Origin of the sequence: Photobacterium iliopiscarium (assembly GCF_003026395.1) — a bacterium.
GTDB classification, from domain to species: domain Bacteria; phylum Pseudomonadota; class Gammaproteobacteria; order Enterobacterales; family Vibrionaceae; genus Photobacterium; species Photobacterium iliopiscarium.
Genome location: NZ_PYOO01000005.1, coordinates 137,378 through 159,567, shown reverse-complemented (window position 1 = coordinate 159,567; position 22,190 = coordinate 137,378). Strand labels below are relative to the sequence as shown.

The window sequence follows — 22,190 nt, the reverse complement described above, 5'->3', positions numbered from 1 at the left end:
CGTAACCGAATAATAAAAATTTCAAAAATAGTCGGTTTTTATTATTGTTTTTAAAAATAATGATAAGAATAAGCAAATAAAAAGGAATATTAATGAATGAAATCCATGGTTTTAATGCCAGCCTGGAGTTGCAGCATATTTATTTAGAAGTTTATGCTGAACGGTATAGCCATTTACGGACGTTTTTAGAGTCATATTATTGCTATCAGCACGGATTAGTGACTAAACAAGGAAAGCCCGATTGGATACAGATATTTAATGTTGGTAAGCGAACAATAGCAGCCCATAAGATTCAGGAACGAAAATTGCTTGTTAGAGAGATGATGTTGCCATTATCGGTAATCATGGGTCATTTTAAAACACTCGTTCGTGATGATGAGGCAACGATTGAAAATATTAAGATGATTATTGATGAGCATCTTGAATATGTGATCATGACGCGAGAAGAATATAATGCGTTGGTGAAAGCAGGATTAAAAGAGACAATGCCTATTGGCTATTATCAAGCCACAGATGCTCATTATTGTTGCATAAATGCTCGTTTTGATGTGGTTGGAATCACACTATTGATGTAACAATAACGCTTAATCGTGTTGGTTAGTTGAATCACCTAAGTGGTAAGTATAATGTGGCTTACATGTGTACGCTGAAAATAAGGTGAAAAAGGATGATACCTCAACAGCAAAAACCACCCATTATTTGGTTAAATGTAGTTCTATTTACACTAACATTTGCAATCGCAGTTATTGGTGTTCCGCTATATCTTTATTTTTATGAGCTCGATCTTACACTCGTTGTGATGGCTATTGTGGCATTTTGTTGTTGTGGAATGTCAATTACCGCTGGTTATCATCGTTTATGGGCGCATCAAAGTTATCAAGCACATCGCTTTTTAAGAGTGATCTTTGCTCTTGGCGGTGCATTTGCATTGCAAAATAGTATTCTGCATTGGTGTTCTGATCACCGCATACATCATCGATATGTCGATAATAATAGCAAGGATCCGTATTCTGCTAAAAAAGGCTTTTTTTATAGTCATATCGGGTGGATGCTGCGCCAATATCATGCGAGTAGTTATCATGATTATTCCAATTGTGCAGATATACAACAAGATCCGATCGTTGTTTGGCAACATAAATATTATTTATTATTAGCGGCAATAATGAATATTGGCGTACCTGTAGTAATCGGACTGTTGTTAGGCAATTTATGGGGGGCGTTGTTATTTATTGGTGTGGTGCGGTTAGTTTTGAGCCACCATACCACTTTTTGTATTAATTCATTAGCGCATAAGTGGGGATCTCAGCCTTATACGGATAGGAATAGTGCTCGTGATAATGGTGTTATTGCATGGCTAACGTTTGGTGAAGGTTATCATAATTATCATCATATTTTTGAAAACGATTACCGTAATGGTATTTGCTGGTGGCAATTTGATCCCACAAAATGGTTAATTAAAAGTTGTTCATGGTGCGGGTGGACAACAAATTTGAAAGTAACGCCAGCGGATCGGATTGAAAAAACGCGGACAAAAATGGAATTTATACGTTTGCAAAGTAAATTGAAGTCATTACCGAATAACAGCGCGCGTTTACAACAGTTACAATATGAATATGAAGCATTAATCAGTAAAATTTCTGATTATTATCAAGTAAATAAACGATTAATAGATTTACAGCAAAAAAAATTAGCCAATAATTATGAAAACTTTGAATTTATGCAGCAGTATGAGTTGATTCGGCAAAAATTAAACCAACAACGACGAGAGTGGAAGTATTTAGTTCAACAATATACTGTTTAGTACTAAAAAAGGGTTACTGAGCTGTTAGGTCTTACCAAGATTTAACAGCTCTTTTTTATGAGTGGTTATAATTAGATAGCATCATTGTGCTATGAATTGATATGTTATAATCGATTTTATCGTAGATTTACTATTATCTATAAACTAGTAGATTAAAATAATATCAAGTAGTATGACCGTAAAGCTTAAAAGCACATGTAATAATTAAATATAGTTATTGTATGCATAATTAATTACAGCGTTTTACATCCATAATTGAATGTTTGTAAGATCTTAACCGGAGATATTGTCGTGTACCGCGCATTACTTTTGTCACTCACATGTTTAGCTTCATCCGCAGCGCATGCAATTGAATATAAACTACCGACCAATGGTAGTAATATCGTTGGTACAACAGAATATTATGAGGTAAAGCAAGGAGATAGCCTTGCTGATATCGCTAATAAATATAACGTGGGTTTTCTAGGAATGATGGCGGCGAATAAAGGTGTTGATCCTTTTTTACCGCAACCAGGAAAGTTATTACAAATACCAACCCAAGTTGTACTGCCCGATGTTGCTCATAAAGGTATTGTCGTTAACCTTGCTGAACTACGTCTTTATTATTTCCCTAAAAATGATGCATCGATTGTTTATATTTTCCCTATTGGTATCGGTCGCGTGGGTCGTGAAACGCCCAATATGACGACATCTATTAATGAGAAAGTAAAAAATCCAACGTGGACACCTCCAGCATCGATTCGTAAAGAACACGCAGCGAAAGGGGATATTTTACCCGCAGTTGTACCTGCTGGGCCTGATAACCCATTAGGCGATTATAAAATGCGACTTGCCTATGGTCATGGTGAATATCTAATTCATGGTACTAATAAAGATTTTGGTATTGGTATGCGTGTTAGTGGTGGTTGTATTCGAATGAACCCGTGGGATGTAGAGTGGCTGTTTCCACATGTCGCCTTAGGTACTCAAGTTCAGATTATTAATCAGCCAGTCAAGACATCACTAGATCCTGATGGTGAATTGATTGTAGAAGTTCATTCGCCATTATCAAAAAACGAATCTCAAATTGGGGTTAAGAAAAGTATCGATGCACCAGAAGTATTATTAAAAGATGTAGACGGTGATGCGAAGGCTACGCAACGATTATATTCAGAATTAGATAAGCAATCCGGTCTTCCTGTTATTTTAAAATCATAGTAAGCCCGTCACTATCATATAAACGAGATATTATTATCTCGTTTTTTTTTGCGTATTATTTAGAAATTAATGTAATGGTTATTACATTAAGAATAAATTAATTTTATATTATTGTGATCTGTATTTTGTTTTTATTTGGAATAATATGGCTAGGCTTTAGAAGGGCTATTTATAATTATGATTATAAGTGTATATAAATAAAAAGAGACGACATAAGCCATCTCTTTAGATATTTTATAACTAAGTATTGATTACTTAGTGTATGAACCAGCAATGTTGTCAATACGCTTATTAGCACGCATTGCTTCTTGGTATGCTGCGTCAGATGCTGCACGAGAATCATTTACCGCGCCTACGATTTGGTCTTGTTGACCTTGTAGTGCACTAACTTGCTCAGCCATTGTGTCAACTTTGTTAGTTAGTTGCTGCATTTGACTAACTTCATCAGAGCTAGAACAACCTACAAGTGAAGCACTTAGTAAAACACCAGCTAAGATAGATACAGTACGTTTCATTTTTATATAATCTCCATATTGATTTAGCCACTACAACTGTTGAATAAAGTTTGAGTTGGCAAATTCATTATGGCATAACTTATTATAATTGCTCATTAATTTTTTTCAGCTAAGAAAAAAAAATCCGATGTCGATCGCGTTTTTGAATAAAAAAAGTACATATTTAACCATTTCTTTGCATTTTTATCTAAATTGGCTTGAGCATAACTCCGCTTAATATAAGGACTTACAAGTAATTTCTCGTTTTTAATAACAGTTAAAGTCAGGGGAATGTAAAATTTTGCCAATACTCAAATAAATAACATAATAGATTAAAAAACGAACAAAAAAGCGTAGTTTAAATAAATGTCGTTGATATTGCTTTATAAAAAAAACAGATCACTCACGGTCAAACATAATAGATATGAATTTCATGTAGCACTTGGTTCCATGAATATGATCGCTTCTATCATTAATTATTTTGTTGTCGCTGATATTATTATAGGAATTGTCGCAATTAATTGAGCAGGGCTAGCCATATGAGGAAGCTTTTTAATTAACTCACCCGTAGGTTTTAAAAAATAAAAATAAGAATTGTGATCAATAACGTATTTTATTTCGGAATTTTTTAATTCATTCTTAATATAAAGTACACCATATGTATCAGCTAATGCTTTAATTTGTTGTTCCGTTCCAGTTGCTCCTGTAATTTCAGCATCAAAATAAGCCGTATATTGTGCCGTTTTATCAGCCGTGTCACGTGCGGGATCAAGACTAATAAATATAGGCCATAATTTATCGCGTTGTTGTTGAGGGATTGCCTTTAAAGCCGCAGATAATACTGCTAATGACGTTGGACAGATATCTGGACATTGTGTGTAGCCAAAATAAACCAAACGAATACGGTTGTCCTCAGGCGCGAATAAATCGATGACCTCAGTACCTGATTCTAAATAATTCATCGGATAATAAGGTTCACGTGTAACCTCTGGATCGTTACTGTCCATGATGTAGCGGGCGAATAGTCCAGCAGCTAAAGCTAAAGCAATCACTAACCATTGGTATTTCATTCATTCATCCTTAAATATTATCCTGATAATCGATGTGGAATAAATGAATTATGAATAGAGATGTGTATAAAAGGTAGGTAGAGAGCAATTTTTTGTGACGTAACTGCATGTATATATAAAAAGAATAAAAAAAAGTAGCCACGGGGGCTACTTTCTATATTTTTGAGTCTTATTCATTACTCATTATGTTTTGCGTATTTTTCAAGGCCCCAAACGACAGCGAGTCCTAGAATCATTGCTGCAATAGCATAAGCAAGTAATGCTGGGTGACCGGTTACATTTTCATAATTCAATGGCGATAAATTATGTTCAAGTAGTGGCACTTGTTCACCATGTGAATTTATACGCCATGTTAAGACTTCTTTCCAAGGCCAAATCTTACCCAATGTACCAATCATCAACCCCGTTAATAGTGTCAGGGCAATATCACGGTAGCTACGTAATATCCATGATAATACATGTGAGAATGTTAAAAGACCGGCAACGCAGCCAACAGCAAATAAGCCAAGTGTGAAGACATCAACTGATTTTGCGGCGGCTAGAATCGGTCCATACATGCCAAGTAGTAGTAAAATAAAACTACCTGAGATTCCTGGTAAGATCATCGCACAAATCGCAATGGCACCAGCAATGAAGATATTTAATGGTGTTGGATCCATCGCTACCGGATGTAGAACAGTAATGCCATAAGCAAAAGTGACACCAAGAATAATGGCAATAAAACGGCTAACATTCCATTTATCTACTTGTTTAAGCATATGAATAACTGAAATAATAATTAAGCCAAAGAAAAAGGACCACAATGGAATTGGATGGGTATGCAGCATCCAAGTGATCACTTTCGCTAATGTAAAGATACTTGTTAATATGCCACCAAATAAACAGATTAAGAATGTACCATTAACGTGCTCAAATGCGGCTTTAATGCCACCGTTACGGATTATTCTTATTAGACTTGGGTTGATTCGACGAATACTTTCAAGCAGCGTATCGTAAATGCCGGTGATGAATGCGATAGTACCGCCTGACACGCCTGGTACAACATCTGCTGCACCCATTGCCATGCCTTTTAAAAAGGTTGATATTTTACTCATTAGATTCCGTAACTGTGATAGCTGGATAATTTAGGTCGAACATTATACAGCGAACTACTAAAAACCACTATCAAATCATAAATATAGTATTTCTCTATACGTAGTAAATGAAATATACATATAGTGGATGTTATTGAATTTATTATGATGACACAGCATATTTATTATCGTGTGGTTTTTATGTCAATTTAACCCGTGAATGAGCATCAATGTGAAGATAAAGAGATATTCCGTTGTTATTACAATGAAGTAAATGTTGTTTGTAACATCGACTCAGCCAATAGTGTGAACCTCTGACAGGGTTGTGGTTCAAAGGTAATATTGAATGGGGATGTCGCTATAATATTTAATAATTTTTCTTCTGCTTGATCTTTTATCGTAATATGCCGCTCAGTATTAAAATAGTTCAATATTGGTGATACTAATGTGTTATCTATCTGCTGTAATGAATAATAACATTGGTTAATGGCTATATTATTAGTGATTAATGTTATCGCTGTAATTAAGAGGATTCGCTCTTTTTGATTATGGGTTGCTATGAGCCTATCCCAATGTGCTGCGGCTAAAATACCCATAGCAACATATTCAGGTCGTTGATATTGCGTTAGTAATAGTCGCTCGTAGTCATCTCTTATATTGTTATGGTTAATATCAATGACGGTATCAGTGTCTATTGGTAATGATGATTGAGTATTTTGTGGCATATCATAAGGGCGAGGAACTTGACTGCTACTCACTTTTTTTAGTGCTAAGATTTCTAAGGAGTGATATTCATTTAGGGGTAACTCAACAGTGTGTTGTGTGATTGGATGGGGCGTTAATTTTATAATGGGTTTCATCGGTGTTGCAAAAGCCAACTCTGCTATCAAGCTTGTGGCACCGTAAAATAATAAAGCGAGTGGGGATGATAAGTGCATATAAATAATGACATGGAGGTAATAGACCTTTAAGTATCTGAATTATAGTTGTAAATGACAAGTTTATTAGTTTGTTTTGTGATGATTGTTAAAGACTAACATGAGTCATGGAGCTAATTGAGTAATGATTATGAGGGATAACTCGCAATCTACATAATAAGATAAATTAATGATATGGAATGAAAATCGCTATCATTTTCAACATTCAGAGATAGGTTGTTCAGCTAATATTTAGCATTGGTAACTATACTATAGTCATAGAAAAAGGGTTAATACCTCAGCTTATCATAAGAAGCAGATGGGGTTTGTTAACTGCAATAAGTTACGTTGTAACTGAATCAGTGGTGTAGTATGCCCAAACATCTCTTTGAATTATTACTAACTGTTGGCGCAATAACACTCGCTGTTAGTATGTTTATGCTCATCGTTATACATTAGTTTTTGAAGCCGTTATAAGTCTATCCATGCTTATAGCGGTTTTCTCACCTTATTTTTCTGCTACATCTCTAAATTGTATAAAAATAAACGCTCAATATATTCCCCCATATTAAATATGGTTTAATCGGTATTGTTACCCGTATTAGATTATAGAAACAACTACTTAATAGTGTGTTTATAGCGTTAATGCCTATCAATAAGCGCTTTATAATAAAAGAGCATTACTACTATTAATCAGTTTATCAATGGTTTTATTGACTATAGTTATTAAGTAACAATTATTTAGGTCATTTTTTATTATGAATAATCTTGCATTTCCATAAATGAAATCTTTTAATTCACATATACAAGTTGATCTTTAGGTGAGAAAATACGTTCAGAGACTACACCGAGGTTTTTTGTAGATATTATAAGTGAGGATATATGATATTTGGATTGATTATATTGTTATCCATCGTTGCTGGCATACTATCAGGTGAACATTTTCATTCGTTTATGGCGGGCTTTGGTATTGCAGCTGTCGCGATAGGAACCGCATATTGGTTAGCTTTTCGTACAACGCGTTATCCACAGTTAGCATTATTGATGTTACTTGTGGCGATGGTGGCGAAATTAGTGATTACTGTGACTGGCGTGATTTGGGTCGTTAAAGCTGATCTGCTCAGTTCACCATTTGTATTTTCATTGTCTTACTTGTTCTTCTCTATTGTGGTGAGTTATGGCTATTTCAAATTAAGAGAATATCAAATGTCTGTTACAGAAAAACGTAATCCAGTGATTTTCGCTACGCCAATAAAGCGTACTGCAACATTGATAGCCCCAACGACAACAACACCGCAGATTTAATCATCATTAAGAAAACGCATTAAAAAAGGCTGCCATTTATTGAATGGCAGCCTTTTACTTTTTCATTACTTTTAAGGTATTAGCTTAAATTAGAATGCTTTTTTACCCATTTGGTAAACATGTTTCACTTCGTTATTATCAGAAAGCAATGTGATATTCGCTTTGTAGCCTGCTTTTAGTAGACCATATTCATTATCAACTTTGATTGCTTTCGCAGGATATAATGTTGCCATACGTAAAGCTTCTTCACGAGAAAGACCAACATGATCAATCAGGTTATTTAAGCCTTGCTCCATGGTTACTGCTGAACCTGCGATAGTGCCGTCTTTGTAATGACACTTACCGTTAGTTACGTAAGCTTGTAAACCTGCCATATCAAATTCAGTCATGTCAGTACCCGCTGGAGCAACGGCATCTGTTACCATAAACAGTTGTTCGCCTAGCATTTCATGAGCAATACGTACTGATGGGTAAGAAGCATGGATACCGTCAACAATAATACCTGCATGTGGCTTTTTATCGAAGATGTAACCCACAACACCTGGTTCACGAGAGCCAAGTGGTGTCATTGCATTATAAAGGTGAGTAGCCATGGTTAGGCCTTCTTTCTCATCTACTTGCTCGTAAGTTGCATTAGTATGACCTAGTGATACGGTGATTCCTGAATTACGCACAATATCAATAACTTCTTGTGATGTGTTTTCAGGTGCTACTGTTAATACGCAAATTTTATCTGCGTTATCAGCAAGGTATTTAGCCGTGTTAATGTCTAATTCACGGATGAATTCTTCGCGGTGTGCACCTTTCTTTTCAGTACTGATGAAAGGACCTTCAAGGTGCAAACCTAGCACACCTTTTTGTAAGCGATCATCCATTGCTCCAACCATATCAAGCACTTCAATCATTGACTCAGCATCGCTGGTAATGAATGTAGGTAGAAACTGTGTAGTACCACCTTTTAAGTTTGCTTGATTCATTGTCTCAAGGGTTTCTTTACAGATAGCAGTGTTAAGTAATACACCACCACAACCATTTAGTTGTACATCAATAAAGCCTGGTGATGCGAGTAAGCCTTTTGCATCAAACGTTTCTTGTGGTAGTTCACTCTCTGATACCGCAGACATTGGAACAATACGTGAAATAAGGTCGTTTTCAATAAAGATGGCTTGGTTTTCTTGAATAGTTTTACCATCAAATACATTGGTGTTAATAATTGCAAACATCTGATTACTCACTTTAATTCTGTAGCCTGATGATAAATTAGCAGGCTAAATGGTGATTTTACTCTACATCGAGTGATACTCATTAAGATGAGCGTCGCACTCTGTTTGTTGATTGGTAGAGCACCGAATAATTGGTCTGAAATAAGATTTAATCTTGTGTATTAAATCTTATTTCACTATAAAAAATAAGATACCTGTTTCAATCCTCATTCGTCAATCTTTTATCTAATTAAATGCTAAAAATTCTAGGATTCTTACCATTTTTTATCTTTATATCATACAAAAGTAAATTTAAGTCTGTAACTGAGGTTCTTTGGCGGTATTTTTTTAGAGAATATGCTTTGAGAGGGGGATATAGAGGGATTTTTTACGCTATACCTTTAATAAATACCTGTAGTGCTTATTTTGATGAATGAATTTGTCTTTTTGGATCAAAGCCTTTTGCACTCATTCAGACAATTAGGCAGAATAGCTATTTATTAAAGTGTGCTATGGCATATAAAATGGGTGCTATTTAGCCATGTATTATGCGTAAGTAAGGCTGTGTTAGGAGTAAAAATGCAGTGGAATGATTGGGCGATATTATTGTCTGAAGTGGTAGAGCAATTTTCGATAGGTGCATTCATCATTATTGGTGGTGTAATGCTATCGGGTAAATTGTGTTTTGGGCAACATGATCGTGTAATGAAGGTATTACCGTTAATTAGTTGGTTGTTAATTGCTTCGTTGTTAATTCGTGAAGCCACTTTAATGGCAATACAGTCAAGTAGTAATGAAGGGAATTCGAGTGCGACTTTCTTTGTGCTCGTATTTGTAGCATTAACATTGGTTTATAGTTTATGTGAAAATCGCCTAATTGGAAAAGATGGAACACGTAAAATAATTGTCGGTATTATGCTGTTATGGAGTATTGCCTACGTTATTAATATTTTGAGTTTTAGTGCTAATAGTGGTCATGTTAGTAATATGATAACGATTATTTTTAGCGTTGGTTTTGGAGGAAGCTTATTAGCCCATGCGATGTTAATAAAGGCACAACATAAAATTGATCCTCTGAATGTAGCATTACCGCTATTTGGTGCTCTTATTGGTGCTATTGTCTTTGTTGTAGCATGGTTAGATTTAGCAACGCTGGTCGAACAAACACACCATGGTCTTTTATTACCTTTTATCTGGCGTATTGTTAGTGTGGGGTGTTTGTTAGCGGCGACTGGGTTATGGTTAATGTCATTATTAACTAAAACTAAACCTGTTTTAGCAATGTTGGCATGTGCATGTGTTTTTGCCATTATGGCGAGTTTAGCTGTTCATGGTAGTTTTTAATGATTATCTGAAAAGTAAAATCGTTTCAGTAATGATTATTTTAATGATTTGTAACGATATTGTTCTTTACAGTAATGATGATAAACGGAACAATTAAACAAAGAAATAGCAGATTTTATAAGCTTTAACTAAAGTTACTATAATATAAACGATAATTTTAGGAAGCGTTGTATTAAATGAACAAATAGTGTTATTGAGATAAATTTGAAGTGACATAATTATGAATAAAGGAAATTATTAGGAATTATGGCCGAAAAGAAAACAAATCCGTTAAATGAAATTATTTTTAACGTTGTTGTTCCGTCAATCATTTTAATGAAAATGAGCAGTGATGACCGCTTAGGATCAGTAGGGGCATTGTTAGTCGCTTTGGCTTTTCCTGTCGCATTTGGTGGTTATGAATTATTAAAAAAGAAGAAACTTAACTTTATTGCAATTTTAGGTATTGTGAGCGTATTACTTACTGGCGGAATTGGTGTATTAAAACTTGATACTCAATGGCTTGCGGTTAAAGAAGCGTTGATCCCTGGCATTATTGGCGCGGTTGTTCTTGGGTCAACGTTCACTAAATATCCGATAGTAACAAAGATGATTTTTAATGAAGGTATTTTGAATTTAGGCCTAATTAAGCAAAAATTAATGGAATTTAACCAGCAAAAAGCGTTTGATCGTTGCTTAGTTCAATCCAATTATTTATTTGCGAGTACCTTCGTTTTCTCTTCTATTATGAATTATATTCTGGCTACGGTGATAGTAACGAGTCCAGCGGGTACTGAAGCCTTTAATGAAGAGTTGGGACGAATGACCCTCTTGAGTTATCCCGTTATCGCTATTCCATCAATGTTGATGATGATGGGGATATTCTATTTTGTTTGGCGTCAGATTCGCAAGATGACCAAACTTGAGACGGTACAAATATTTAAAACACAATAAATAGAGCGTACTAAAAAGATAACCAGTAATGTTAATGACAACATTACTGGTTTTTTTATATCTAAAAATCTTAATTATAAGATCTCTTTGATAATTAAAGCAGCCCTTCACTGAGTCAGTCATACTGATATTACTTATTATTATTGGAGGGTAATATGAAGCAATTCTCATTACTCTGTACATTATTGGTAACGATCGCATGCTCATCTGCTGACGTGGCAGAACTAAATAAACACCCTCAAATTCACCAGAGGGATCATTGTGGCGCTTATTTAGCTCCTCAAGTTAAAGATTATTTTAATTCGTTTATTGATTCGCAATTACAGCAAGTTAATGCTCTTCAGGGAGAGATTACCAATGATAATATGAATGAGCTACATAATGCGTTATATCAATTTGAGGCTCATTGGTTAACCTTAAAAGAGGAACGGTATGATGCTTGTCTACGGTATGCCAATTGTAACGAATTAGAACGGCAATATAACAATAACGTTGTACAACACCCTCGAGATTGGATCGCTACATCCCCGCCTTTTATGTGTCAGAAAAGTAGTTTTGAGTATGCTATAAGTCGTATAAAAATGGTAACGTTTTATACTGATGTCGAACGTTTGGAATTAATTCGTCAAGAATAATGTTTTAAAACACGATGATTATGTATCAAGAAGAAGACGAGATTGATATTAAAGACTATATTTAATAGTAAGGTATTTATATTAATATTATCAACATTATAAATATCAATATAAACAATAAGATATATTTTAATAGAGGAGGGCGTCGTTGAGGTAAAAGAGTGTTATTTTTCTTACTGAAATGTGTAATCAAGGGGCAAAGTATCTTTAACTAATTGAAGTAGCGTTAATTTTACGATAAACAGGCTAAAACGTAACCTCAGTGGCCGTTATGACTCAATAATGTTAGTTATAACGTGAGTTTTATGCAAAATATTGTGCTTAACGTAAAAATTAACCGTAAATTGTCACAACTTTATAACTTATTTGAGCTGTTGTTAGTACAATAATGTAAGTTGTTAGTGGATTTGAGTGGAATGATAAACAAATCTCAATAACTTATGGACTGAAAATTGTCAGTTGGTTTTGTTTTAACAGATATAAAGGTCAATTATGGAAATTATACTCACTGTAGCGTTTATTGTTGGTGCATTTTATATTATATTGAAAGAGAAAAAGAAATGTTCCAAATCCGTCGATTATTCGAAAGATAGTTTATAATATTTAAATATAAATAAATATTATGATTAATATCGTTTATTTATATGGTAAAAGTGCCAAATGGTACTTTTATATATTATTGATACAGAATTATTATTATATTATATTCGCTAATATAAAGGTGGTTATTTCTCTTTTAAATGTATGTATATTATTATTGTTGAAAAGAATAATTTCAGTTAATATTTGGAGATAAGAAAAATATCAAAAACAGAGTAATATTATAAACATAATGAGTGGTATATATAAAATAAAATCATGGCTTAAAAGTCGATTAATAGCTAATTATTCTAGTACTATGGTAGTAGTTGCGATATTTGTTGTTATTTTTATGTCCATAAGCTTTACATTACTATCTCCTTATATTGCAAAAGAACAGTTGTCTTCTAAATTAGACAGGATGTCTAAGGATCTAATTGATAACTATAGTTCAAATGTTGGTGAATATCATACCTTTATAAAGTCAGTAGTGGACAATATTAGTTATGATTGCGGTGTAAATGACCGTGAATATATAGAAAGAAAAGCATACAATAATTATTATATTAGAAATATTGATATTGAAAATAATGAAGATGTTTCTTGCTCAAGTTTTAATGGACAGCATGATTATAATTTGAAACCTACATTCATAAAAAAATTACAAGAAAATATTTCATTGTGGAATCTTTATGATAATAAAAATGAGCAATCAATACTTTCATTAGTGTGGGAAGGTAATAAAGGAAGAGTATCGATTGATTTTGAACCTATAATATCTAAAGTCATACGCAATAAGTATTGTGATGATTGTATATTAAGTGTGGTTTCAACGTCAAAAGGTAACAAAAATACGCTTCAACCCCAAAATGAGACGAAACAATTTTTATCGCAACAGTCTTTAAATATAGAAATATTTAATAATAGTTTAATACTAAGACATTATGTTGATCCTAAATTACTATCGCTTATTTCAATGGATTTAAAACCGTTATTATGTATTATCGGTGGACTTATTGGTTTAATCACTTTCTTTTTGATTAATATTTATTTTAAACATCAATTATCGCTACATTCATTGATTTTAAAAGGGATACAACGCAAAGAATTTATACCTTATTATCAACCGATTGTTAATGTTAAGAACAATAAAATGTATGGTTGTGAAGTGCTTGTTAGGTGGTGGTTTAATAAAAAAGAATTAATATCACCTGATAACTTTATTCCTTATGCTGAAAATAGTGGTTTGATTATCTATATAACTGATATTTTATTGGAAAAAACATTAGCTGAATTAAGTTCATTAAATTGGATTGAAAGTTTAGGCATTATTAGTATTAATCTTGTTCCTGAGCAATTAGAAGATAAACAACATATGCGTAAAACGGTTGATTTAATTATTAAATCATCAATTTCACCTAAACAAATTGCTTTTGAAATAACAGAAAGAATGTCTTTTACTGATTTAGATAAAGCGGCAATAGTTATTGATTATTTGAAAGCTCAAGGCATAAATGTGAAGCTAGATGATGCTGGTACTGGGTATGGAAGTTTTAGTTATATACAACATCTAAAGTTACAAAGTTTAAAAATTGATAAAATGTTTGTTGATACTATTGGTACTTATGATCATAAACTGTCTGTACTCGATTCAATTATTGCTTTTGGTAACAAATCAGGTATGGAAATGATAGCGGAAGGCGTTGAAACTAAAGAACAATCGGATTATTTATTAAATAATGGTGTCTATTTGCAACAAGGATACTATTTTTCAGAACCATTAATATTTGAACAATTCCGTGAATATTTTAAACGAGAGCAAGAAAATAATTAAAAAGCACTTTATTCGACTTATTAAGTAAAGAACAAAGTGCTAGAGAGTTTAGTCAATTAATTGTTTTTATTATTCCATGTTTCGACTAAGTGTGAAATAGAGCGCTGTGCTTGTTTCCATTCGCGTGTTTGCATTAATGCATTGAATTCAGGTGTTGGTTTTTTCAATAATGTATTAAGAATTGTGGCTTGAGTTTGTGGTAATCCATCCAATGCTTGTATTGCACCTTCACGGTTATTACATAGCATAACCATATCACAACCTGATTGTTGGGCTGCAACAGCGCGCTCACTATAATTACCTAAAACATCGGCACCTTTCATATTTAAATCATCAGAAAAGATAACACCGTTAAAGCCTAAATCACGACGAAGCACTTGTTTAAGCCAATATTCAGAACCACTGGCTGGGCGCTCATCATAAGCATCAAATACGACATGTGCTGGCATGATCCCTTGAAGCTTATTATTGCTTATTAAATCAGTAAACACGGTCATATCATGTTGTTTGATATTATCCCGTGAGTCATAAGGGGTTTCAAGGTGTGAATCCGCAATAACACCGCCATGACCGGGGAAATGTTTCCCCGTTGCTGCCATACCTGCGGTTGTCATACCATCAATAAAAGCAGAGGCATAGCGAATAACATCAGATGGTTTGTCTGAAAACGCACGATTGCCGATGGCTTTACAATCAAAACCTAAATCCAACACTGGCGCAAAGCTGATATCGATATCCATTGCCAATAATTCAGCCGCCATTAACCAACCACCCGTTGTTGCTAGTGCTAGGCCATTATCTGATTCTGCAAATGCGCGAGCAGGAGGAAGAATTGAGAATTGCTCTCTAAAACGCTGAACCCGTCCGCCTTCTTGATCGACACCAATAATAAGAGGGCGTTTTGCTGTTTGACGAATATCTTTTATCAGTGCTCGCAGTTGATCTCGATTATCGTAGTTACGTGCGAAGAAAATAATACCGCCAACGGTAGGATGTTGAATAATTTCACGTTCTTCTGCATCAAGTTCATAGCTTGAAACATCAAGCATTAAAGGTCCCATGAAGACACTCCAGCAAACAAATAGAATGGATAAATTATCACAGTTTGCTATAACCGCAATTTTTAATCTGGATTTTATAGTATTTCTTTAAATCTAACGATAGAAAATAAAGATGTGATGCTTATCGCTTTAAATAGTAATCAAATGTAATCTTATTTAGTTGTATGTGATCTAAATCGTTTTAAGTGCGCGGCTGGTTAATATAGACTACGCGTTATTGAAAATTGACGTGGGATCAATAATGTCTTTGCTTATTGCTATTGCCTTAACAACAGGTATTCTTTCTGGAATATGGGGCTGGGTTGCTGTTTCTTTTGGCTTGCTGAGTTGGGGGGGATTTTTAGGTTGCACAACATACTTTGCTTTACAACGCGATGGTATCAAAGGGGTTGGGTTAAGTATTGCAACTAACCTTAGTGGTGTTTTTTGGGCGATGGTGATTATTAAATTATCAACAATGATTAATTTAGAAATTGTTGGTTATATCATCACGGCTCTCGTTGCATTTATGATGTGCGCTCAAGCAAAAAAACATTGGTTAAGTTTTATTCCCGGTACATTTATTGGTTCTTGTGCAACGTTCGCTGCGGCAGGTAATTGGCAGCTCGTAATTCCATCTCTTATTGTCGGTGTTATCTTTGGTTATTTGATGAAAACAACAGGTATATGGCTACACGCGAAAATGTCTTCAGATTATGAACAGATGAACAACGAATAATAAAGGGTGATGATTATTGATCATAAAAACGCAGAACATTGGTTCTGCGTTTTTAGTTTATAATTGTAAAATTTCATCCAAAAATAGGGACGAAAATACCATTATGACTGGTACAGTATTTTTTGATGCCTGGACGGTGGTTATCTTTGGTCGCAAGTATACAAACACGGACACCTTGTTGCACAAGATTTTCTGTGAGGGCTTGGATATTTTTATGATCACAACGCTCACGATCAGCATCACGTCGACATAAATCAATAAACACATCTGCTACATCGTCATGGTAAAGAACATATTCAGATTGTTGCATTAATCGTAATGCTTTAAGGCTGAGTAATTCAGGATCATGGCCCGTTTCAATTAAATAAATATTACCGCTACAATCATTTTTTTCCGCTAATAACTGCTGAAAGGCTATTTCTAATTCTTCGTTGGTATGCGCATTTTCAACAGCGGTTAATCTGAAAAATTGTTCCCAAAATTTTCGACGTTCATCAATCGTCGTAAAATGCTGTTTAATACGCTGACGTTGCTTGCCAGAGAATGTGGCGACTAAGCTTAGATTTTGTGGTAAATAGGTTTCTAAACGTTCGCGTAAGTAACGCACTAATACGGGCGATGCTCCGCCACTAGAGATAGCAATATGAATGGGAGAGCGATCAACCATTGATGGCGTAATAAAATCACAGAATTTTGGGTCATCAACCACGTTAGTCCAAATTTTTAATGCATTCGCATCATGGTAGATTTGGTGATTAAGTTCTGCTGAATCTGTTGTTGCCCACACTTGATCGGCACCACTCAGTTGTGACGACTGATAAGGTTGATCGATATGTGTGATCAGCTGTTGCTCAAGTAGCATTTGTAAATGCGGATGCAGTATTGGTGATACAACAGTGATATTAGCATGTGCTTTTAATAATAAATCCACTTTGCGGCAAGCAACTTCGCCACCACCGATAACTAAGATTTGTTTGTTCTTTATTTTCAGAAATATTGGAAAGAAATCCATTTAATAATATCCATATTTAAATATCAATGTAGGTCTATTATCACGTAATATTTATTGATAACAATAATGTATTTATTATTACTCATAAATAGATAGTTATAACTTGCTTTCTATAATAAATTGATTCTTTTTCGAAATAAAGCAATTGTTATAAGCATAATTAAAACTATTAATGGTATATTTCCAGCAGTTTGTGGCTGAGTTGAAACTAATAATAGATTAAGATCCTGATCTTGCGGGTAATCATCAGCAAGACGAAATGGATTGTACTTGTAATTAGGCGAATTATAGTGTAAGGCTAATGAAAAGTGGAGCAGGTTATCATATTGTTTAATAGACGTTTCAATCCAAGTTCGTAATGACGCCAGTTCGGTATATTGGCCATGTAGATGTTGATATTGTTGGGTCGGATTATTTAATCGTTGTTCACATTGCGCACCATTACTCACAATACCAAGTACTCGTAACCCAAAGTCATTATTAGCAGCATGTTGTGGATTTTGCCAAATTAATGGACCACCAGAGTCGCCACTACAGACATCTTTCAGTAGACCATCAATATTAGAATCAGCACAAATAATCTGTGATTTGTTGGCTTGCAGGCCATTACAATATTGATCAGGAACACCGGCTAACGTTACTACTTGTAATTGCGTCGGGTAGTTTATTATTGTACTGCTATTTGATTTCCCCCAGCCTGATGCAATGAGATTTGCCGCTGAATTTTGATGTATTACCCAGCTATTATCAAAAATATTATTAGCAGTTATTTGCTCATTTACCGAGGCAATAATAATCGGTTTAGCAACCGTCAATAAAGAACGATTAACACGAATCAACGCCAGATCATTTGCAAATATTTCCTTATTGTAATGAGGGTGATTTATTATGTGTGTGATGGTGAATCTATATTTAACATCAAGTTGTTGTGTGTTTTTTTTAGGAATTGAAGATGTTCCTGCAATAACATAGTGAATATAATTTTTAGTGCAATGCGCTGCGGTTATTAACCAAAATTCATCAATAATAACTGCACCACATAATACAGATGTTACATTTGATGAGGTTATTGCTGCCTGCCACGGTAATAGTAATGGCGCGTAAAGTGTCGCTGGGTTGCTATTTATTGCTTTTGATGTGGGTTGTGCTGCGAGTGCAACTGAATGACGAGAGCTGAATATTATAAGAAACAAGAGTAATAAATAACGGGTTGTATTTTGTTGTATATGTAAGCGCATTATTAATCCTTATTGTGCCTATTATCTTCAGTGTAGTAAGTTGATGATTAACATGCTTATGAAACTGTGATTAAGGTCGAATCAAAAATGAGAATGTTGTTTGGTGTGTATAGATAATTGTTAACTCGATAACGGAAAAGAGCTGTGTTTTTGATTATCATAAGCCACTATTTTTTGTTTTTTGGTGGGTAAATTGTGTTTAATCAATGTATTGGTTTTGGTGTCGCGGGTAATTTTGCAGGACATTTAGAGCAAGCGGGTGAAGCCGCAGATTTTGTGACAGTTGCAGTAAAAGAAGTGACGCAACCTAAAGCTATTTTTCCTTTTTACCTTCCTAATATTAATTCCGGATTGCTAGCAACATACCCATTATCCTCAACAAATATCACGCCGCCTAATGATGCAGATAATCTTCAAATTGAACCTGAAGTAGCATTGGTTTGTGATGTGATATATAGCACTGATGTTAATGATGGACATCAAACCGTGTCAGCATTGATTCCGCGTCAATTTGGTGCTTATAACGATTGTTCAATTCGAAAACCACATGCAAAAAAAATCAGTGAAAAGAAAAACTGGGGTGCAAATAGTAAAGGCATCAGTGATCACCTTATTACTATCGATCATTTTTCTGTAGGTGGTGTTTTAGACAGTTACCGTATTGCGAGTTTTCATTGTCGTGATGGTGAAATTCATCGTTATGGTGAAGACAGTGCGGTGATTGGCTACAGTTATTTTCATAACACGTTATTAGATTGGATTATTGAACGAATGAACCACCAGCAAGATGTTGGACCTACTGAAAATATTGCTGAGCTGTTAGCGCAAAGTCAGTATCCAACCCAAGCGGTGATCAGCATTGGAGCGACTCGTTATACACCCTATGGTGAAACCCATTTTTTACAAACAGGTGATACTAGTATCGTCGTTGTCTATGATGGTAATCGCTATAATGCGGAAGAGATTATGCAGATGGCATCGACCCATGATTTAGCCAATAGTGAGGGTCTGTCAGTATTAATCCAACAGGTTGCTACAGTGTAACTTATTGCTGGTTATAGACGTTACTGCTTATCCATATTGTTTATTTATCAACATGCGCCGTAAAGGATCTTAATATATATGGCTGATTTAGCTGTAAAAACTGCTGCCGTCATAGACGATGATCCGCTTAGAATGGCATGTTTGCGCGCTGTACAAACATTGAATTTATCTGATTGGTTTATAGCTGCTGGGTTTGTGCGTAATGCTATTTGGGATCACTTACATCATTTACCGATGACACCATTAAATGATGTTGATGTGGTGTATTTTGATCCTAATGATTGCTCATTAGTCACTGAAGCGCATTATGCCGCATTGCTACAACAGCAATTACCTATGATTAATTGGGAAGTTAAAAACCAAGCAAGAATGCATTTAAAGCATCAACACTCACCGTATAAAAATAGTGCAGATGCCATATCTCGCTGGGTAGAAGTCCCTACGTGTGTTGGGGTGCGGTTAACGATTGATAATCAATTCATTTTTACTGCGGCATATGGACTAGAGCATAACTGGTCATTACATGTTAGCATTAATCCACATTACCCAAGACCTGCCGTTTATCAACAGCGTATTCGAGACAAAAAGTGGCAGGTGTTGTGGCCCAGGTTAAGAATTTTAACTGCGGATTATTCCTAAGGATTTTTTATGGTATCGCCTGTTAATAATATAGTGTCTGTTGCTTGGCTTAATCAGCAATTATTTGATAGCTCGTTGGCAGCATCAATTGTAGTGCTAGATGCGAGTGCATTTATGCCTGATGTGCCGCGTGATCCGCAACAAGAGTTTATTGATGTTCGTATCCCAACGGCACGTTTTTTTGATTTTAACCACCAAATAGCGGCACCGAATACTGATTTACCACATATGTTGCCATCAGCTGAATTATTCACTCAAGAAGTCGAAAAATTAGGCGTGAATAATGATAGTCATGTTGTTATTTATGATAGCCAAGGGATGTTTTCAGCACCACGTGGCTGGTGGATGTTCAAGGCGATGGGACATGATAATGTGTCAGTGCTTGATGGTGGTTTACCTGCTTGGCTAGCGGCGGGTTATGCGACGCAAACGGGTGTACCAATGACTAATGCGATTGGGGATTTTAGTGCTAAATATCGACCTAATTGGGTAATTGATGCAGATACTTTGTGTCAAAGACTGGATGATACCCGTATTCAAATCATTGATGCACGTCCTACCGCACGTTTTTTAGCCACCGTAAAAGAACCGCGCGTTGGGCTTCGCAGTGGTCATATGCCAAATGCGAAAAGTTTACCTTTTGGTGAATTATTGACTGATGGTCACTTTGTGCCTGTTGAGCAATTAAAGCAAAAATTTGATGCGTTGAGTACTGTTGAACAACAGCTTATCTTTAGTTGTGGCTCAGGTGTGACAGCTTGTATTTTAGCTCTAGCCGCGCAACTTAGTGGACGTGACAATGTCACTGTTTATGATGGCTCATGGACAGAATGGGGCGCAAATGAGAAATATCCAGTGGTTAAATAGTTAACCGACTAATATTAAGCCGTAAAAGTATTAAAATAGGCTTTTAGTCGTATTTATGACACTAAAAGCCACTATTTTAATTAACAACAAAAATATTATGATTGTTCAGCGATATAGCCATTATCATTAATGATTTTTATAGCATCATCAGATGCTAAAAATTGAATAAATCGTGTTGCCGACGGTGAAAGTGCTTGTTTTTTATACATGATCAAAAATGGACGGGCTATTTTATACTTACCTAAGCGGATATTGGTTATATTAGGAATGACACCATCATAAGATAACGGTTTAATTGAACTATCGACTGAACCAAAAGACAGATAACCAATCGCTTGTTGATTACGGGCAATTAAACTTTTAACCATGCCATTGGTACTGACCACCAGCACTTCTGGGTTTATATCTGATACAGTAAATCCTGCGACATCTTTTGTTAGTTGCATAAATTGTTCAAATGAAAAGCGTGATCCAGACGCATTTTCACGGCTTACAACTGCGATTTTTTCATTATTTCCTCCCATCTGTTGCCAATTTTTGGTAACACCATGATAAATATCATCAACTTGTGAGTGGGTAATATTATTAATAGGGTTAGTTGGATTAACGATTATTGCAATACCATCATGTGCAATAGGCGTAATTGTATAGTTGTCATCAAGTTCATCGGCATTAATCATACGTGAACTCATGCCTATTTCTGCGGTTCCTGTTTGTAATGCGACGATACCTGCTGATGAACTGATACCTTGCACATTAATTTTGTTGTTAGGATACTGTATTGAATAATGCTCAACTAAAATATCCATAATATGACTCACTGATGTTGAGCCAGTAATGGTGACGCTATCGTTAGCTTGGGCATTGAATGCCATTGTTGTACAAAGTGCCCATAGGGTAGTTGCTTTCACTAGCATTGCTTTGCTCCATGAGTTAATGATAAGCAAAGATGGTATTACGCGTATATGACGTTAATATGAAGTTAAAACTGTAATTTTATTAACTTAACGTTATTCAAAATGCCTTTAAAGTAAGATTAAAATAAATAACAAAGAAATTTAAAATGGATAGGGTAATGATTTATAAATAATTTCATGTTGTAGCTATCTGTATTTACTTAGTTATCTGTTAATAATCGTATTAATTATGAGTTTTGATATAACGCTTTATTGTTAAACGACCGTATAAGATGTATCACGCATAAAATCATGATATAAGAGTAACAAG

General features: G+C 34.9%; 21 protein-coding genes. 12 read left to right on the top strand and 9 right to left on the bottom strand.

Translation table 11 applies throughout. The features are described 5' to 3' along the window. Nucleotides 1-92 precede the first annotated feature (92 nt). The 3 genes from C9J51_RS10140 to C9J51_RS10130 all read left to right on the top strand — a co-directional run bounded on the left by C9J51_RS10140 (nt 93) and on the right by C9J51_RS10130 (nt 2,998). Nucleotides 93-575 (top strand): hypothetical protein, encoded by a 483-nt coding sequence (locus C9J51_RS10140; protein ID WP_107237268.1) that lies wholly within the window; start codon nt 93-95, stop codon nt 573-575. Between the two features lie 92 nt (nt 576-667). Further along, nucleotides 668-1,801, top strand: coding sequence for an acyl-CoA desaturase (locus C9J51_RS10135; protein WP_045036915.1), 1,134 nt, complete (start codon nt 668-670; stop codon nt 1,799-1,801). 291 nt (nt 1,802-2,092) lie between these two features. Beyond that, on the top strand, nt 2,093-2,998 hold the full coding sequence (locus C9J51_RS10130; protein WP_045036916.1) for a L,D-transpeptidase family protein: 906 nt from the start codon (nt 2,093-2,095) through the stop codon (nt 2,996-2,998). A 251-nt stretch (nt 2,999-3,249) separates the two neighbouring features. Here C9J51_RS10130 and C9J51_RS10125 read toward each other — a convergent pair whose 3' ends face one another. The 4 genes from C9J51_RS10125 to C9J51_RS10110 all read right to left on the bottom strand — a co-directional run bounded on the left by C9J51_RS10125 (nt 3,250) and on the right by C9J51_RS10110 (nt 6,525). Next, the gene (locus tag C9J51_RS10125; protein ID WP_045036917.1) at nt 3,250-3,513 is read right to left on the bottom strand and encodes an Lpp/OprI family alanine-zipper lipoprotein; all 264 of its coding nucleotides are present in this window, start codon (nt 3,511-3,513) and stop codon (nt 3,250-3,252) included. Between the two features lie 455 nt (nt 3,514-3,968). Continuing rightward, nucleotides 3,969-4,562 carry an SCO family protein gene (locus tag C9J51_RS10120; protein ID WP_045036918.1) on the bottom strand — a complete coding sequence of 198 codons (594 nt, stop codon included), beginning with the start codon at nt 4,560-4,562 and terminating at the stop codon, nt 3,969-3,971. A 176-nt stretch (nt 4,563-4,738) separates the two neighbouring features. Beyond that, entirely contained in the window at nt 4,739-5,656 is a 918-nt protein-coding gene (locus tag C9J51_RS10115; protein WP_045036919.1) for a DUF368 domain-containing protein, read from the bottom strand. A gap of 239 nt (nt 5,657-5,895) precedes the next feature. Then, nucleotides 5,896-6,525 (bottom strand): hypothetical protein, encoded by a 630-nt coding sequence (locus C9J51_RS10110; protein WP_146144933.1) that lies wholly within the window; start codon nt 6,523-6,525, stop codon nt 5,896-5,898. Nucleotides 6,526-7,434: 909 nt separating this feature from the next. On the opposite strand from C9J51_RS10110, the gene C9J51_RS10105 reads away from it, so the two are divergent. Then, on the top strand, nt 7,435-7,857 hold the full coding sequence (locus tag C9J51_RS10105) for a hypothetical protein (RefSeq protein ID WP_045040043.1): 423 nt from the start codon (nt 7,435-7,437) through the stop codon (nt 7,855-7,857). 89 nt (nt 7,858-7,946) lie between these two features. Here C9J51_RS10105 and nagA read toward each other — a convergent pair whose 3' ends face one another. Then, nucleotides 7,947-9,080, bottom strand: a complete 1,134-nt coding sequence (nagA, locus tag C9J51_RS10100) for an N-acetylglucosamine-6-phosphate deacetylase (RefSeq protein WP_045040042.1) — start codon at nt 9,078-9,080, stop codon at nt 7,947-7,949. 558 nt (nt 9,081-9,638) lie between these two features. On the opposite strand from nagA, the gene C9J51_RS10095 reads away from it, so the two are divergent. The 4 genes from C9J51_RS10095 to C9J51_RS10080 all read left to right on the top strand — a co-directional run bounded on the left by C9J51_RS10095 (nt 9,639) and on the right by C9J51_RS10080 (nt 14,384). Beyond that, entirely contained in the window at nt 9,639-10,403 is a 765-nt protein-coding gene (locus C9J51_RS10095) for a hypothetical protein (protein ID WP_045040041.1), read from the top strand. Between the two features lie 246 nt (nt 10,404-10,649). Beyond that, on the top strand, nt 10,650-11,336 hold the full coding sequence (locus C9J51_RS10090) for a VC0807 family protein (RefSeq protein WP_045036924.1): 687 nt from the start codon (nt 10,650-10,652) through the stop codon (nt 11,334-11,336). A gap of 155 nt (nt 11,337-11,491) precedes the next feature. Continuing rightward, nucleotides 11,492-11,971 carry a hypothetical protein gene (locus C9J51_RS10085; protein ID WP_045036925.1) on the top strand — a complete coding sequence of 160 codons (480 nt, stop codon included), beginning with the start codon at nt 11,492-11,494 and terminating at the stop codon, nt 11,969-11,971. An 832-nt stretch (nt 11,972-12,803) separates the two neighbouring features. Beyond that, nucleotides 12,804-14,384 carry an EAL domain-containing protein gene (locus C9J51_RS10080; protein WP_045036926.1) on the top strand — a complete coding sequence of 527 codons (1,581 nt, stop codon included), beginning with the start codon at nt 12,804-12,806 and terminating at the stop codon, nt 14,382-14,384. Between the two features lie 56 nt (nt 14,385-14,440). Here the strand turns inward: C9J51_RS10080 and nagZ are convergent, their stop codons facing one another. Beyond that, a complete protein-coding gene (gene nagZ / locus C9J51_RS10075) occupies nt 14,441-15,445 on the bottom strand; it encodes a beta-N-acetylhexosaminidase (protein WP_045040040.1) in 1,005 nt (334 codons plus the stop codon). A gap of 241 nt (nt 15,446-15,686) precedes the next feature. On the opposite strand from nagZ, the gene C9J51_RS10070 reads away from it, so the two are divergent. Beyond that, complete coding sequence (locus C9J51_RS10070; protein WP_045040039.1) at nt 15,687-16,163, top strand: DUF1097 domain-containing protein; 477 nt, start codon at nt 15,687-15,689, stop codon at nt 16,161-16,163. 73 nt (nt 16,164-16,236) lie between these two features. Here the strand turns inward: C9J51_RS10070 and C9J51_RS10065 are convergent, their stop codons facing one another. Together C9J51_RS10065 and C9J51_RS10060 are read right to left on the bottom strand one after the other, a co-directional pair. Further along, nucleotides 16,237-17,175, bottom strand: coding sequence for an NAD(P)-dependent oxidoreductase (locus C9J51_RS10065; RefSeq protein ID WP_045040038.1), 939 nt, complete (start codon nt 17,173-17,175; stop codon nt 16,237-16,239). Nucleotides 17,176-17,285: 110 nt separating this feature from the next. Beyond that, entirely contained in the window at nt 17,286-18,413 is a 1,128-nt protein-coding gene (locus C9J51_RS10060; RefSeq protein ID WP_045040037.1) for a S1 family serine peptidase, read from the bottom strand. Nucleotides 18,414-18,608: 195 nt separating this feature from the next. Here C9J51_RS10060 and C9J51_RS10055 point away from each other — a divergent pair, with 195 nt between their 5' ends. From C9J51_RS10055 to C9J51_RS10045, 3 genes are all read left to right on the top strand, one after another. Beyond that, nucleotides 18,609-19,457, top strand: a complete 849-nt coding sequence (locus tag C9J51_RS10055; protein WP_045040036.1) for a DUF5718 family protein — start codon at nt 18,609-18,611, stop codon at nt 19,455-19,457. A gap of 78 nt (nt 19,458-19,535) precedes the next feature. Next, on the top strand, nt 19,536-20,096 hold the full coding sequence (locus C9J51_RS10050) for a nucleotidyltransferase family protein (RefSeq protein WP_045040035.1): 561 nt from the start codon (nt 19,536-19,538) through the stop codon (nt 20,094-20,096). A gap of 9 nt (nt 20,097-20,105) precedes the next feature. Further along, nucleotides 20,106-20,963, top strand: a complete 858-nt coding sequence (locus C9J51_RS10045; RefSeq protein ID WP_107237261.1) for a sulfurtransferase — start codon at nt 20,106-20,108, stop codon at nt 20,961-20,963. Between the two features lie 95 nt (nt 20,964-21,058). Here the strand turns inward: C9J51_RS10045 and C9J51_RS10040 are convergent, their stop codons facing one another. Beyond that, on the bottom strand, nt 21,059-21,880 hold the full coding sequence (locus C9J51_RS10040) for a phosphate ABC transporter substrate-binding protein (RefSeq protein WP_052668047.1): 822 nt from the start codon (nt 21,878-21,880) through the stop codon (nt 21,059-21,061). Nucleotides 21,881-22,190: the final 310 nt, after the last annotated feature.